At 54.8% G+C, this 13,218-nt stretch carries 12 protein-coding genes; 6 read left to right on the top strand and 6 right to left on the bottom strand.

Annotated elements, in window-relative coordinates; translation table 11 throughout:
- The first annotated feature begins 22 nt into the window (after positions 1-22).
- Positions 23-583: a 3'-5' exonuclease gene (locus D4100_RS00170; RefSeq protein WP_119802516.1), complete on the top strand. Its 561-nt coding sequence runs from the start codon at positions 23-25 to the stop codon at positions 581-583.
- A 109-nt stretch (positions 584-692) separates the two neighbouring features.
- A complete protein-coding gene (locus tag D4100_RS00165) occupies positions 693-1,886 on the top strand; it encodes a multidrug effflux MFS transporter (protein WP_065506303.1) in 1,194 nt (397 codons plus the stop codon).
- Between the two features lie 3 nt (positions 1,887-1,889).
- On the opposite strand, the gene dadX is transcribed toward D4100_RS00165, so the two are convergent.
- Both dadX and D4100_RS00155 read right to left on the bottom strand, forming a co-directional pair.
- Positions 1,890-2,963 carry a catabolic alanine racemase DadX gene (gene dadX / locus D4100_RS00160; RefSeq protein WP_065506304.1) on the bottom strand — a complete coding sequence of 358 codons (1,074 nt, stop codon included), beginning with the start codon at positions 2,961-2,963 and terminating at the stop codon, positions 1,890-1,892.
- 72 nt (positions 2,964-3,035) lie between these two features.
- On the bottom strand, positions 3,036-4,340 hold the full coding sequence (locus D4100_RS00155) for a D-amino acid dehydrogenase (protein ID WP_119802514.1): 1,305 nt from the start codon (positions 4,338-4,340) through the stop codon (positions 3,036-3,038).
- Between the two features lie 537 nt (positions 4,341-4,877).
- Between D4100_RS00155 and D4100_RS00150 the strand changes: the two genes are divergently transcribed.
- The gene (locus D4100_RS00150) at positions 4,878-6,413 is read left to right on the top strand and encodes a SpoVR family protein (RefSeq protein ID WP_119802512.1); all 1,536 of its coding nucleotides are present in this window, start codon (positions 4,878-4,880) and stop codon (positions 6,411-6,413) included.
- An 87-nt stretch (positions 6,414-6,500) separates the two neighbouring features.
- Here the strand turns inward: D4100_RS00150 and fadR are convergent, their stop codons facing one another.
- The gene (fadR, locus tag D4100_RS00145; RefSeq protein WP_065506307.1) at positions 6,501-7,220 is read right to left on the bottom strand and encodes a fatty acid metabolism transcriptional regulator FadR; all 720 of its coding nucleotides are present in this window, start codon (positions 7,218-7,220) and stop codon (positions 6,501-6,503) included.
- A 243-nt stretch (positions 7,221-7,463) separates the two neighbouring features.
- Between fadR and nhaB the strand changes: the two genes are divergently transcribed.
- Both nhaB and dsbB read left to right on the top strand, forming a co-directional pair.
- Positions 7,464-9,035, top strand: a complete 1,572-nt coding sequence (nhaB, locus tag D4100_RS00140) for a sodium/proton antiporter NhaB (protein ID WP_065506839.1) — start codon at positions 7,464-7,466, stop codon at positions 9,033-9,035.
- Positions 9,036-9,159: 124 nt separating this feature from the next.
- A complete protein-coding gene (gene dsbB, locus D4100_RS00135; protein WP_065506308.1) occupies positions 9,160-9,690 on the top strand; it encodes a disulfide bond formation protein DsbB in 531 nt (176 codons plus the stop codon).
- A 513-nt stretch (positions 9,691-10,203) separates the two neighbouring features.
- Here dsbB and D4100_RS00130 read toward each other — a convergent pair.
- The gene (locus D4100_RS00130; RefSeq protein ID WP_065506309.1) at positions 10,204-10,650 is read right to left on the bottom strand and encodes a YcgN family cysteine cluster protein; all 447 of its coding nucleotides are present in this window, start codon (positions 10,648-10,650) and stop codon (positions 10,204-10,206) included.
- 403 nt (positions 10,651-11,053) lie between these two features.
- On the opposite strand from D4100_RS00130, the gene D4100_RS00125 reads away from it, so the two are divergent.
- A complete protein-coding gene (locus D4100_RS00125) occupies positions 11,054-11,302 on the top strand; it encodes a CsbD family protein (protein ID WP_004945460.1) in 249 nt (82 codons plus the stop codon).
- Between the two features lie 74 nt (positions 11,303-11,376).
- Here the strand turns inward: D4100_RS00125 and D4100_RS00120 are convergent, their stop codons facing one another.
- Both D4100_RS00120 and D4100_RS00115 read right to left on the bottom strand, forming a co-directional pair.
- Positions 11,377-12,033 carry a fumarylacetoacetate hydrolase family protein gene (locus tag D4100_RS00120; protein WP_004945462.1) on the bottom strand — a complete coding sequence of 219 codons (657 nt, stop codon included), beginning with the start codon at positions 12,031-12,033 and terminating at the stop codon, positions 11,377-11,379.
- Positions 12,034-12,116: 83 nt separating this feature from the next.
- Entirely contained in the window at positions 12,117-13,169 is a 1,053-nt protein-coding gene (locus D4100_RS00115; protein WP_119802510.1) for a lytic murein transglycosylase, read from the bottom strand.
- Positions 13,170-13,218: the final 49 nt, after the last annotated feature.

Below are 13,218 nucleotides of genomic sequence, written 5' to 3'. Positions count from 1 at the left end.
ATTCAGCCAGCGGAGACCGCCAATGCACCATCTGATGCTAGACATTGAAACTCTGGACATAAAACCCAGTGCGGTGATCCTGGTGGTTGCCGCCGTATTTTTTGATCCCAAGACCGGCCAGCTAGGCGCGGAATTCGAAAACGCCGTCAGCAGCCAAAAAGATCAGCCTGGTAGAACCATCAGTCTGGATACCGTGGCCTGGTGGGCAAAACAGTCTGATGAAGCACGCAAGCTGGCCTTTGGCGGAACCGAAAGCCTGAAGCGGGTACTGACTAGCCTGAGCCGTTTTATCCATATGAACAGCACTGACAGGGTGAAAGTCTGGGGGAACGGCAAGGAGTTCGACTGTACGATCCTCGAACATGCTTTCCAGCAGTTTGAAATGCCCTGTCCCTGGAAGTTTTGGGACACGCAGGACGTGCGTACGGTGATCACCCTGGCCGAACTGCACGGCTTCAACCCGAAGAAGGAACGGCCCTTCGAAGGTACACCGCATCGTGCGCTGGACGACGCCAAACACCAGGCCCGCTATGTGGCGGATACGGTTTCTGCACTTTATTATCGCCAGGCCTCCGCCGTGTAATTCAGGCCGGCAAAATTCACCTGGCGAACGCTTGTGCCTTGCCTCTTTCCATTTGACGCCAGAATCTCTACTCTACCCCTCTTTGTCACTAGGACGTGCTGTTTTTGTTATGCAAAAATTTCTGTTTCTGCTTCTTAGCCTGGTGCTGCTCGGCCCGCTGGGCATCGATCTCTATCTGCCGACCATTCCCGCGATCGCTCTTGGCCTTAACAGCAGTGAAGCGCTGATTCAGTCCACCATTTCACTGTTCATTCTGGTATTGGGTCTTGGGCAGGTTATCGCCGGCCCGCTGGTGGATAACTACGGCCGCAAGCCGGTCGCGCTGGCCGGTATTGTTATCTACATGATCGGCGCGGCAATGGCGGCACTGGCGACCACGCCAACGGTGTTTGTTGCCTCACGCCTGCTGCAGGGCGTGGCGGTGTGCTGTACGGCGGTAGTGGCGTTCAGCGGCGTACGTGACCGCCTGAATGGCGACGACGCCGCACGTGCCTACGGTTTTCTCAACGGCACGCTGAATATTATTCCTGCGCTGGCGCCGCTGCTCGGCGGGCTGCTGGCGGAAGCTTTCGGCTGGCGCGCCCCATTCTGGTTCCTGGTTTGCTATGCCCTCGCCGTGCTGGTGCTGATCGCCCTGCGCCTGCCGGAAACCCGGCCGGCGGATACCCTTCGGGTCAAAGGATTGCCGATGCGGCAATATGCGCGCATCCTCAGCGATCGCAATTTCCTGTCCTTCGCAGTAGTGAACTCCGGGGCGATGGGGATGGCGTTAACCTATGTTTCGCTGGCGCCGAACGTGCTGATGGGCACCGCCGGATTGACGCCGCTGCAGTTCTCGCTGGTATTCGGCGCCAACGGCTTTTGGATCATGCTGGTCAGTTTTTTCGCCAACCGCATTATTCACAAAGTCGGCCGGCCGATTTGCCTGGCGACCGGCGGGGTATTGATGGGAATCGGCTGTATTGGGCTGTTACTGGGCGTTAACCTGCTTTCCGGCGCGGCGCAAACTCATTGGCTGGCGTATATGCTGCCGGTCGCCTTCGCCTGTGCGGGCCTGGCGTTTGTGATGGGCCCGGCAACCAGTTATGCGCTGGAGCCATACTCCAATGAAGCCGGCGTCGCTTCGGCGTTGGTGGGCTTCGTGCAGATGGCCGGCGGCGCAGCATTGGGCCTGTTGGCAATGGCGATGCCGTTGCAGCCGAAATTGTCGCTGGCGTTGGTAATGCTGGCGGGTTGCCTGCTGGCGCTGCACGCACGGCAGCGCAGCAAGCAAATTAAAGGTCAGTTGAAGACAATTGCCTGAGGCTTACGCCTCGACGGTGACTGGCACTCTCGCTGCCAGCGCCGTCAGCAACTCATAACCCAGCGTGCCTGCCGCAGCGGCGACATCGTCAACCGGCAGGTGCCGTCCCCACAGTTCTACTTCCGTGCCAATGTCAGCGCGTGGACAGGGCGTCAGATCGACTGCCAGCATATCCATCGAGACCGTGCCTACAGTACGCGTCAACACACCATCCACCCAGACCGGCGTGCCGCTCGGCGCATGGCGAGGATAACCATCCGCATAACCGCAGGCCACCACACCGATACGCTGCGCGGTATTGGCGCTGTAGCGCCAGCCGTAGCCCACGCGGTCACCGCTTTTCAGCGCCTGAATACCAATGATTTCACTGCTCAGCGTCATGGCTGGCCGCAGGCCGCTGTCGGCGATATCGCGCCACTGGCCGCTTGGCGATGCACCATACAATACAATGCCTGGCCGCACCCAGTTGCCGTGGGTCTGCGGATGCCACAACGTGGCGGCCGAGTTCGCCAGACAGCGCGGCAGTGGTATTCCCGCCGCCGCGCCCTCAATGGTCGTCATCTGCTCTGCCACGCCTTGCGGGCCGTCGGCGGTGGCAAAGTGGCTCATCAGCGTCAGGCTGGCGATATTACCCATCTCCCGCGCTTGCAGCCAAAGGCTATGCAAACGATCAGGGGCAAAGCCCAGGCGATTCATCCCGCTGTTCACTTTAAGATAAATATCCAGCGGTGCGGACAACTTGGCCTCGGCGATCGCCGCCAGTTGCCAGTCGCTGTGCACCGAGGTGGTTAAACGATAACGATCGAGCAGGGCCAAATCCTGCGGCTTGAAAAAACCTTCCAACAGCAAAATCGGCCCTTGCCAGCCGGACTCGCGCAATAAAATGGCTTCGGCGAGATCCAGCAAGGCGAAACCGTCGGTCTTCGCCAGGCTACGCCAGACATGCTTGATTCCGTGGCCATAAGCATTGGCTTTTACTACCGACCAAATTTTAGCGCTGGGGGCAAAACGGCGAACCACCTGCAGATTATTTTCAAAAGCGGAAAGATGCAGCGTGGCGGTAATCGGGCGAGGCATGGATTCTCCTGCGGACTGGCGGTTGAGGTCACGGGCCGGCGCCCGTGACTACAGCATTATAAATTAAGAGGATTAACGCGCTGGATGCACATCGTTCAAGGGTGTGGGGTGCTCGTTGCGAAAGCCGGCACTGTATCGCGCCACCGCCAGATCGTCTGAAGGGATAGCCGGCGTGGTGCCGGAAATCAGATCGGAAAGCAATTGCCCGGAGCCGCACGCCATGGTCCAGCCCAAAGTTCCGTGCCCGGTATTGAGGAACAGGTTTTTCAGCGAGGTCTTGCCAACGATCGGTGTGCCGTCCGGCGTCATAGGACGCAGACCGGTCCAGAAAGTCGCCTCTTCAACCCGTCCGCCGTTGGGGTAGAGATCCCGTACCACCATTTCCAACGTTTCCCGACGTTTCTGCTCCAACTGGGTATTAAAGCCGACAATTTCCGCCATGCCGCCGACACGAATACGTTGGTCGAAACGGGTAATGGCGATTTTGTAGGTTTCATCCAGAACGGTCGAGAACGGCGCCGCAGCTTCATCCGCAATAGGAATGGTCAGTGAATATCCTTTTAGCGGGTAAACGGGGATCGAGACCAGATCGCGCAACAGCGCAGTGGAGTAAGAGCCGAAGGCCACTACGTAGCTGTCGGCCTTGAACACTTCTGTGCCGCACTGCACGCCGCTGATTTGATCGCCGTCCACCAGCAGACGATCAACACTGCGGTTATACAAGAAGGTGACGCCCGCCTGCTGCGCCAGCTTGGCCAGCTGCTGAGTAAACAGCTGGCAGTCACCGGTTTCATCATTCGGCAATTGCAGACCGCCGGTCAGCTTGTGCGCTACCTGCGCCAGCGCAGGTTCAACCGTTGCCAGTTGGTGGGCTTCCAGCAGTTTATACGGCACGCCTGCATCTTCCAGCACGGCAATGTCTTTCGACGCGTTTTCAAACTGCTGCTGGGTGCGAAACAGCTGCAGCGTGCCGCCCTGACGCCCTTCGTACTGAATGCCGGTTTCCTGGCGCAGCGCCTTGATGCAGTCACGGCTATACTCCGCCAGCCGCACCATGCGCCCTTTATTGGTCATGTAGTGCGAGGTGTCGCAGTTTTTCAGCATTTGCCACATCCAGCTCAACTGGAAGCTGCTGCCATCCAGACGCACCGCCAGCGGTGCATGGCGCTGGAACATCCATTTAATGGCTTTCAGCGGCACGCCAGGCGCAGCCCACGGAGCCGCATAGCCCGGCGATATCTGGCCTGCGTTCGCCGCGCTGGTTTCCATTGCCGGGCCAGGTTGGCGATCGATTACCGTCACCTCATGCCCGGCTTTCGCCAAATACCAGGCACTGGCAACGCCCACCACCCCACTACCTAAAATTACCACTCGCATCGCTGACTCCAGCTCAAGGCTTCACAAAGCATAATCTTCTGCTCACAGGAAATTAACTCAGTGGAAAAATCCGTCCAACATCTTCGTCATCAAACGTGACCACATTCACAATTAATTTATCGTTCATGGCCACGCCTTTTGCAATACCTACCTATAAATAGCGATAAGATGTCGTAGAAGGCCGCTTTTAGAGGGCAACAACCGCTGATATGATGTCAATGACAGCATTGATGTCATCAAAAAAAGCCACAGCGCGCAACAAGCTTTTAACAGAATATAAAAGCAAAATAAGCGTCATTAGTCAGAATAAAAAACCAATAAAACATCCTTTTATCACTATAACCTTTTACCGATAGTCGGGTCTGCCATAGCAGAAAAAACTCAGGGCAAAACCCCCTCGGCTCCCCTTCGTGAAGAGGTTGCGGGCAGATCGTTGAATTTTTACGCTTTATATCATTATTCCCTATGCGCAGTTTGAGCTACGATTGATACAGGGTCTGCCGTTCGAGCAAGGTCCGTAATAACGAGGGTGCGCTGATGACTACTTCAACACATGATAAGGTCAAGGAAGATAAGCGTCTGAGCGATGGACCGGACTGGACGTTCGAGCTGCTGCAGGTGTATCTGGAGCACATCGATCGCGTAGCCAAACATTACAAGCTCGACACCTACCCACATCAGATCGAGGTCATCACCTCAGAGCAGATGATGGACGCCTATTCGAGCGTCGGCATGCCGATTAACTATACCCATTGGTCATTCGGCAAAAAGTTCATTGAAACCGAGCAGCGTTACAAGCATGGGCAACAGGGCCTGGCTTATGAGATCGTTATCAACTCCAACCCCTGTATCGCCTATCTGATGGAAGAAAATACCATCACCATGCAGGCCCTGGTGATGGCGCACGCCTGCTATGGGCACAACTCCTTCTTCAAAAATAATTACCTGTTCCGCAGTTGGACCGACGCCAGTTCGATCGTCGACTACCTGTTGTTCGCCCGCCATTACATCAGCCAGTGCGAAGAGCGTTATGGCGTTGAGGAAGTAGAAAAGCTGCTCGACTCCTGCCATGCGCTGATGAGCTACGGCGTGGACCGCTACAAACGGCCGCAGAAAATTTCTCTGGTCGAAGAAAAAGCGCGACAGAAAAGCCGTGAGGAGTACCTGCAAAGTCAGGTCAATACGCTGTGGAAAACCCTGCCACGGGTCGAACGCGAAGAAGCACCTGAACAGGCCCGTCGCTATCCGAGCGAACCTCAGGAAAACATTCTCTATTTTATGGAAAAAAATGCGCCACTGCTTGAGCCCTGGCAACGTGAGGTTCTGCGCATAGTGCGCAAAGTGAGCCAGTATTTTTATCCGCAGAAACAAACGCAGGTGATGAACGAAGGTTGGGCGACATTCTGGCACTATACCATCCTCAATCACCTGTACGACGAAGGCCGGGTCACCGAGCGTTTCATGCTGGAATTCTTGCACAGTCACACTAACGTGGTGTACCAGCCGCCGTACAACAGCCCGTATTACAACGGTATCAACCCGTATGCACTGGGCTTTGCCATGTTCCAGGACATCAAGCGCATTTGCCAATCGCCGACGGAAGAAGATCGTTACTGGTTCCCGGATATCGCCGGTAAAGACTGGCTGGAAACCTTGCATTTCGCCATGCGCGACTTCAAGGATGAAAGCTTTATCAGCCAGTTCCTGTCACCCAAGATCATGCGTGATTTTCGGCTGTTCACCGTGCTGGACGACGATCGCAATAACTATCTGGAAATTGCGGCTATTCATGATGAAGCCGGTTACCGGGCGATTCGCCAAGAGCTGTCGGCGCAATATAATCTGAGCAACCATGAGCCGAACATTCAGATTTGGAATGTGGATTTACGCGGCGATCGTTCCTTGACGCTGCGCTACATCCCGCAAGATCGCGCACCGCTCGACAAGAGCCGTCGCGAGGTGATGAAACATCTGCATCGCCTGTGGGGCTTCGACATTATACTTGAACAACAGAACGAAGACGGTAGCGTCGAATTGTTGGATCGTTGCCCGCCACGCCCGACACCGCTCTAAGTTCGCTTAATAACTCGTTTCCATAATAACAAAGGGGCGCCACTTTCAAGTGGCGCCCCTTTTGCTTCATGCAGAAAACGTGATGAATTAACGGCGGGCTTCGGTCAGATCGCTCGGCATGGTGCCTTGCATGCTGTGCCAAATGGCACCGCTGTCTTTACCGTAGTTACGCACGCAGTCCATAACCTGATCGTGCGATTTCTCATGGCACAGAGTCGACAGCTTGCTGTAGAAGGCCAACGCCAGCTTGCGTGATTCCGGGTTGGAGAAGTAGTAACGACCAACGCGCGTATACAAGCCTTTCAGGCCGTTGAAGATCAAACCGTAAATCGGGTTGCCGGAAGCGAACGCCAGACCGCGGAAAATCTCGTAATCCAGCAGGTTGAAGGCATCCGCCTGATCTTCCACTTGGCTGGCTTTCGCCAGCACTTCCTGAGCCTGCTCAGGATGATTACGCACCGCGGCGCGAATAAAGATTGAGGCGATATTGGTGCGCACGGACAACAGATTGTCGATCAGTTGCGGGACGCTTTTATGATCGAGGCGCGCCAGAGTCTCGAGAATATTGAGGCCGGATGTTTCCCAGAAATTGTTTACTTTGGTCGGTTTGCCATGCTGAATGGTCAGCCAGCCATCGCGGGCCAGGCGTTGTAAAACTTCACGTAACGTGGTGCGCGTGACACCAATCAGTTCTGAAAGCTCACGCTCCGCGGGCAAAATAGAGCCAGGGGGGAAGCGATTATTCCAGATACTCTCGATAATGTATTCTTCCGCGAAACCGGCAGGACTCTGCGCCTTTATGACCATGTTTTTGACGTTCCGTTGCGACGATAATCAGTAATAGTAATCGGCTGATCATACCAGATCGCTCCAGCATGACATAGCGTGAGCGAAAAACATTAAACGAAAGTGTGCATAAAGTGGCAAAAATTGTGCAAAAACACCACTTCGGAGAAATTGCTCTTCATAAAGCAAGGCCCTATTGCCTCCGCCCCGGCGGCATTGTTAGGGTAATATGCAACAACTTATTTTCAGGACATGTCACGCAAAATGGAAACAACCTTACGCAGTGCTCTGGTGAAAAACTTTCTCGGGCATTCACCTGACAGCTATAAATTGGCCATCATCGTTTTCTTATTGGTCAACCCGCTGGTTTTCTTCCTGGTCGATCCCTTTATCGCCGGTTGGCTGTTGGTGATCGAGTTTATCTTTACCCTGGCAATGGCACTGAAGTGTTATCCGCTGTTGCCGGGCGGCCTGCTGGCGATTGAAGCGGTGCTGATTGGCATGACCAGCCCCGCTCGCGTGGGCGAAGAAATTGCCCATAATCTGGATGTGTTGTTGCTGCTGATCTTTATGGTGGCCGGCATCTACTTTATGAAGCAGTTGCTGCTGTTCGTGTTTACCAAGCTGCTACTTAATATCCGCTCGAAAATGCTGCTTTCACTGGCGTTCTGCCTGGCTGCGGCGCTGCTGTCCGCCTTCCTGGATGCGCTGACGGTGGTCGCTGTGGTGATCAGCGTCGCCACAGGTTTTTACTCGATCTATCACAACGTGGCCTCTAATCGGGCAGAGGGTCATAGCGATGTCGGTGACGACAGCGAACTGGCAAGTGAGGATCACAAGCAAACGCTGGAGCAGTTCCGCGCCTTCTTGCGCAGCTTGCTGATGCACGCCGGCGTCGGCACCGCGCTGGGCGGCGTAATGACCATGGTGGGTGAGCCGCAGAACCTGATTATCGCCAAAAGCGCCGGCTGGGGATTTGCCGAGTTCTTCCTGCGGATGGCGCCGGTTACCCTGCCGGTAATAGTGTGCGGCCTGATGCTCTGCCTGCTGCTCGAACGCTTTGGCATTTTCGGCTATGGCGCCAAACTGCCGGAACGCGTACGTGAGGTACTGAAAGAGTTTGACCGTCAGGCCACCGCAGGACGCAGCAAACAAGAACAGGTCAAGCTGGCGGTGCAGGCGCTTATCGGCATTTGGCTGGTCATGGCGCTGGCCTTTCATCTGGCGGAGGTTGGCCTGATAGGCCTGTCGGTGATCATTCTCGCCACCTCCCTGTGCGGCGTAACCGACGAGCACGCTATCGGCAAGGCATTTCAGGAAGCGCTGCCCTTTACTGCCCTGCTGACGGTATTTTTCACCGTGGTCGCGGTGATCATCGAGCAGCACCTGTTCAGCCCCATCATCCAGTTTGTCCTGCAGGCGGAACCCTCTTCGCAGTTGGCGCTGTTTTATCTGTTTAACGGCCTGCTGTCGTCGGTCTCCGATAACGTGTTCGTCGGCACGGTTTACATCAATGAGGCGCGCGCCGCGTTCAACAGCGGAGCAATCTCCCTAAAGCAATTCGAGATGCTGGCAGTCGCCATTAACACCGGAACCAACCTGCCCTCGGTCGCCACGCCGAATGGCCAGGCGGCATTTTTGTTCCTGCTGACGTCTGCATTGGCGCCGCTGGTGCGTTTGTCCTATGGGCGAATGGTGTGGATGGCTTTGCCCTATACTGTGGTACTGACCCTCGTTGGGCTGCTGTGCGTACAGTTTACTCTGGCGCCAATGACCGACCTGCTAACCCAGTGGCATTGGCTGACATTGCCTTCGATCGAAGCGGCTTCTCATTAACAGTGCCTGCCCACTCGGTTGCCAGCGACTATTTTTGTGCTGAATCCAGCCCAGGTGGCTGGCAGCGGGGTTGAATTGGTTTACACTGCCGGTTCAATTGCTTACTGCATGGAAGAATAAATATATGTTGCAATTCTTTAACCGTTGCTCGCAGGGGCGCGGTGCTTGGCTGCTAATGGCCCTGACTGCGCTGGTGCTGGAATTAGTTGCGCTCTACTTTCAGCACGTAATGCTGCTGCAACCCTGTGTGATGTGCATTTATGAACGCTGCGCGCTGTTTGGCATTCTCGGCGCCTCATTGGTCGGTGCCATCGCGCCGAAAACGCCGCTGCGCTACGTCGCGATCCTGTTGTGGATTTACAGCGCCTGGGAAGGTGTACAGCTGGCATGGAAACACACCATGATCCAACTGCACCCTTCGCCGTTCAATACCTGTGATTTCTTCGTCAGCTTCCCATCCTGGCTGCCGCTGGATAAATGGCTACCGGCGGTGTTTCACGCTTCCGGTGACTGTTCGGTGCGCCAATGGCAGTTCCTGTCGCTGGAAATGCCGCAGTGGCTGGTGGGTATCTTCGCGGCCTACCTGCTCATCGCCATCGTCGTGCTGATCGCGCAGTTTGTCCGGCCGCGTCGCCGTGACCTGTTCAGCCGCTAAATGCGGCATTGCGGTATTAATGAAAACGGCGCCTCTGGGCGCCGTTTTGCATGGGATTGCTTGTGATTTTCAGAGGTAACCCGACGTCAAGTATGCGTAAGGTAATAAACGAGCACTATCAATGCCCCAGCTACGGCAAACAGTCGTATCATTTTCATTATTGTACTCTCGGAACCTGCGGGAGAGTGGTCAAACTACTTAATATCACAACGATAAAGAAGCATTCAGACGGGATTGGGCGGGTAATTTACATAACATTAAGTTTGAAGGGCATAACGCGTTAATCGCAGAGGCAATGCATTACCCGATCGCTGCCTGGCAGCAAGACATAAAGGGTGATGTTTTTGTACTCATCAAGTTCATACAAAAAAACTCATCATAGTGATGCATTATTGCATCAATATTCTGATGAACTTCAGCCAAAAAATCCTTATAGTAACCGCATGTTGTATTACCGATTTCCCTGGTGTTGTTGTGTGTCTTGCCCCTCTCTCTTTGCAGGGGCTTTTTTCCTTATCTCGCCCAGCTCGGCTTGTTCAAGATGTGATCCTGCCAGTCCACCACTTCACTCTCACGCACCGCAATGTGCCGCACCGTAATACGTTCACCGTGCATAGCCGCCTTGGAACCGCTTACCAGCGGATGCCATGAAAACAGCGGTTTGCCTTCGCCAATCAGGCGATACGCACAGGTAGGCGGCAGCCAGTCAAAGGTAGTCAGGTTTTCGCGCGTCAGTTTGATGCAATCTTCTTCCAGTTCGAAGCGGCGCTCATAGTTGCGGCACTGACACGACTTAATATTCAACTGATTGCAGGCTACGTTGGTGAAATAAATCTCGTCGGTATCTTCGTCGATCAGCTTATTCAGACAGCATTGCCCACAACCGTCGCACAGCGATTCCCACTCTTGTTCTGACATTTCCGCCAGCGTTTTTTGTTGCCAAAAAGGGGTTTGTGACATATTCGCGTCCGGTATAGGTAAATGAATAGATAACCTGCGCACAGGTTTTGAGGGTGCACTATATAGATATTCCAGCCGAATGAAAAGACTAAAAACACAGTACAATCATAATGATAACGCAAGGTGCGCTTAAAAAAAACGCTATTTAAAACAATGACGTCCAACTTTGGGCAACCGGAATATCAAAGCGTTGCCGGTTTTATCTGGCGGGGAAACCGCCCCCTTCCCTCAATTATAAGTACAAATTACCTGCCCTCACCTTTTTGGTTTCTGCCGTCTGATACCTTCAGTCTCCCCTGCGGTAATGCTCGGATTCTTCTCATAAAGCAGGTTATGCCGCCCGCCCCGCGATAATGCTGCTATGGTTAATGTTCGCCTTTAGAACAGAGATAAGGAGCTAAACATGTTTGGAAAAGCAGAAGACAAGGTCAATGAAGCTGCCGGCGCTGTTCAGGAAGCCTTCGGTGAGGCGACAGATTCGCCGGAACATCAGGTCAAAGGCGCAGCCCGCAAGTACGCCTCTCAGGCCAGCTATGCGGCTCGCGACGCGGCAGACACCGTGCGGACCCAGGTTGAGTCCAACCCACTCGCCGGCGTCGCCATCGCCGCCGCTGTCGGTATCGTTTTCGGCTTCTTGTTGGGCCGTAAGTAATCAGGTTACCGATCCGAAATGCGGACAAACAAAAGGCCCTTCAAGGGCCTTTTTAGTTTTCTTTGGTCACGATTTTAAATCACGCGAGTGCTCAGTGATTTGCCGTTAAGCGTAATTTTCAACATGTCGCCAGAACTCATCGGGCCGACGCCCTGCGGCGTGCCGGTAAGAATAATGTCGCCCGCGCGCAGCGTGAAGAAACGGCTCATATAGCTGATCAGCGGCAAGATTGGGGTAATCATATCGCGAGTGTTGCCCTGCTGACGCAGTTGGTCATTTACCGTCAGCGACAGCTCGGCATTTTGCGGGTCGCCAAACTCCGCCACCGGAATAAAACCGGAGATCGGGCAAGAGCCGTCAAAACCCTTGGCTTTTTCCCAGGGTTGCCCAGCCTTCTTGAAACCTGCCTGCAATTCGCGCAGCGTCAGATCGAGCGCCACACCATAACCGGCGATAGCACGAGCTACGCGATCTTCATTCGCCTGCTTTAACGGCGTACCGATAAGCACCGCCAGCTCCACCTCATGGTGCACCGACCCAAACTCTTTGGGGATCGCCACCGGCTGGCGAATGTCGCACAGCGCTGTTTCAGGCTTGATAAACACTACCGGCTCTGCCGAGGCCGCACTGCCCATTTCCTTAATATGATCGGCGTAGTTACTGCCGACGCAGACCACCTTATTAACCGGGAAATCAAGTAGTGAACCCTGCCAGTCTCTATGTTGATACATACCGCCTCTCCCTACAATCATGTAGGGGCTTAGCATGCTAAGCCCGTTATTCCACGCTCTGGTGGGGGTACCGTAGCGCTAATCTATTGCCCGATACCGTCAGCCATCATACCCACAGCAATCGCAAAATAGTAAGAGCGATTCCAGTGCATGATGGTTCGGAAATTATCATAAACCAGAAACGCGCGGCCCTGCATGTCATCCGGTGTGATAACCCAGCTTCGCAGAGTGGAGTGAGGAAGCGCTGAACCGTCAGGCCGCCGCACGCCCTGTTTTTGCCATTCGTTTACGCTGCGCGCCTGACTGTCTTTCAACCCCAGGCTATCGGCGCCGAAGCCGGCCGGCAACGTCACTTCCCTACCCCAGCCGATGCCCCGTTGCCAACCCTCGCTCGCCAAATAGTTGGCGGTGGAAGCGAACACGTCATCAGGATTGTTCCAGATATCAATGCGGCCATCGCCGTCGCCGTCCGCCGCATAGTTCAGGAACGAAGTCGGCATAAACTGACATTGGCCCATCGCACCGGCCCAGGATCCTTTTAGTTGGGTACTGCTGGCATGACCCTGCTCCACGATCTGCAGCGCCGCCATCAACTGTTGGGTAAAGAAGGCTTCACGCCGGCCTTCAAACGCCAGCGTGGCCAGAGCCGAAATGACGTCTTCATGGCCCTGAATCTTGCCGAAGGCGCTTTCCATTCCCCACAACGCCACGATATAACGCCCGGGGACACCGTACTGAGCGGTGACGCGCATCAGTTGCGGCCGATATTGCAGGGACAGCGTTCGGCCCTGCTCGATTTTGGCGGGTGGCAGCACACGTTTAAGGTAATCGTCCAGCGTGATTTTCTTTTCCGGTTGATTGCGATCGGCCTTGATTACGCGGTCAACAAAATGTGCGTTGGCAAAGGCGTTGTCGATGGTTTTCTGACTAATCCCCTGTGCCAGCGCCTGGCCTTTCAACTGCTCGACATAGGCCGGAAATTGCGCCGGATCGCGGCCGGTTTCGGCCAATGTGCCCGCAGCAGCAGTTGTCGGCGCAGGCACGCCCGACGGAGCGACCTGAGCCGCCGTCTGTTGACAGACGCCGCATCCCAGCGCCAGCAGGGTTGATGCCACTACTATCGCCGACAATTTCATCACAGGGCTCCTTAGCCGTTTCACGGGGCTGACTTAGCCTGCCCCCTGC

The organism is Serratia inhibens, assembly GCF_003591175.1.
GTDB lineage: Bacteria > Pseudomonadota > Gammaproteobacteria > Enterobacterales > Enterobacteriaceae > Serratia > Serratia inhibens.
This window is presented reverse-complemented; position numbering and strand designations above follow the sequence as displayed.